Origin of the sequence: Plesiomonas sp., assembly GCF_051650925.1 — a bacterium.
GTDB lineage: Bacteria > Pseudomonadota > Gammaproteobacteria > Enterobacterales > CAMTGL01 > Plesiomonas.
The window spans coordinates 1-1,249 of the sequence record NZ_JBOFRH010000281.1; the positions used below are offsets into that span (position 1 = coordinate 1).

Consider the following 1,249-nt stretch of genomic DNA (forward strand, 5'->3'; position numbering starts at 1 on the left):
ATCTCATTCATGGCAGTTGCCAGTTGTGATACTTCACTTTGCTGCTGTTGCATACCTTGTGATGACTGCTCGGCAATGGCACTGACCTCTTCAACTGCACTACTGAGCTGTGAGACTGAGCCACTGATTTCGTTCACCATCTGGCTTAATCCCTCTTTCATCTGACGAATCGCGCGGGCCAGTTGGCCGATTTCGTCATCTGATAATTTGCCGGCATCGATGTAATCGCACAGTGCACTGCGGCCAATATAACCGTTGGCAATTTGTTGTGCTTGGTCTACCAGTAAAATCAGTGGATCGCGGATCTGGCGTGTCAGTATGGTTGCAAATACGGCCACCAAACCAATCGATAATAGGATACATATAGCAATATTGAGTTTAGCCGAAGAGTAGATTGATTCGGCGACTGTGCGTGCGGATAACGCGTATTTCTCATTGAACTCAATCAACTGCGTGATATCAGAGAGCATAGAGGTATAGGTTGTCAGGCTTTGACCCAGCAATAGGTTGTGTGCTTGGTCAATTTGTTCTGCCTCTGCAAAACCTAACAACTGATGATTAATGTTAACATACTGAGCCCATTTAGCTTTAATCTGGCTATGCATTTTCAGCTCAGTCTCGTCAGCGATCAGCTTGACATAGTCATCAATAGTCGTATTGATGTCAGCGCTTAAGTCATTGAGAGTTTGTATGTACTGATCTTTACGTGCCGGATCTCTCATCACGAGAAACATGCCTAATTCATAGCGGCGAAAATCGGCTACGGTCTGTCGGATAGCTGCTGCATTGCGGATGCTAGGAATAATACTATCAGTCAGGTCGAGTGATTGATCGTTTATTTGTTTGAACTCAATCAGTGAGAATCCACCTATGCCAATCAGTAATAAACAGAGTACTGAAAAAGCCGAGGTAAGTTTTTTACCAATGGTTAAGCTGGGTAATAACATAAAATAACCTTGTTGCTGGATGTGTTGCCAGGCCACCGCGCTTGCGGTAGGAGCACCATAAAAGAGGGGTAACACTGCAAGGTCTCATGCATGGTTTGCCACAGCGGTGTGGTGCAAAGTGCAGCAGTGCAGGTTACAACTGTATGTGTTAGCGGCTGATCATCGATAAAATGAAGGCTTGATCACAGTTTTTTTACTAAAGAGGATGCATATGTGTACAAAAAGAGAGAGGAGCGAAAGTAAATGCCAGTTTTGAGCATCCGCTGCCGCGGTCTCGATTTTGATAATTTTGCTGAAAAAGT

At 44.6% G+C, this 1,249-nt stretch carries 1 protein-coding gene; it reads right to left on the minus strand.

Annotated features, from left to right (window positions below):
• Nucleotides 1-947: MCP four helix bundle domain-containing protein (locus tag ACRC27_RS06750; RefSeq protein ID WP_438639483.1), on the minus strand; the 947-nt coding region annotated here is incomplete at its 3' end.
• Nucleotides 948-1,249 lie beyond the last annotated feature (302 nt).